1 protein-coding gene is annotated in these 538 nt (G+C 68.0%); it reads left to right on the top strand.

Going from position 1 to position 538, the window contains the following annotated elements; translation table 11 throughout:
• On the top strand, positions 1–538 hold a 538-nt coding region (locus tag EN893_RS37210; RefSeq protein ID WP_164901559.1), incomplete at both ends, for a branched-chain amino acid ABC transporter permease.

Raw genomic sequence — 538 nt, 5'->3', positions numbered from 1 at the left:
CAGGGCGCTGTTCGCCGTCCGCGAGGCCGCGGCACGCGACGTCCTGGCCTACTGGCTGGCCTTGGCGCTGGTCGTGGCGGTGACCGGCGGCATCTATTGGCTGCTGCGCAATCGCCTCGGGCTGGCGCTGGCGGCGGTGCGCGACAATGTCGACGCGGCGCAATCGGTCGGCGTCGATACCGGCCGGCTCAGATGGGCGGTCTTTCTGATCGCCGCGGCCGCCACCGGGCTGATCGGCGCGCTGATCTTTCTGCAGACGGCCCGCATCTCGCCGGGAGCGGCCTTTGCCGTCACCGACTGGACCGCCAACGTCATCTTCATAGTCGTCATCGGCGGCATCGGCACCATCGAGGGGCCGATCCTCGGTGTGCTGGTCTTCTTTGCGCTGCGCTCGGCGTTGGCCGACTACGGCAGCTGGTACTTGATGACGCTCGGCCTCATCGCCGTCGTCGTAATGCTTTTTGCACCAAAGGGGCTGTGGGGCCTGATCGCGTCCCGCAAGGGCCTGCACCTGTTTCCGGTTCGCCGCAGGCTGACC

It is taken from the genome of Mesorhizobium sp. M7A.F.Ca.CA.004.04.2.1, assembly GCF_004022825.1.
Taxonomy (GTDB): Bacteria; Pseudomonadota; Alphaproteobacteria; order Rhizobiales; family Rhizobiaceae; genus Mesorhizobium.
Note: the sequence above shows the minus strand (reverse complement) of the source record. Positions and strands in the feature narration are given on the sequence as shown.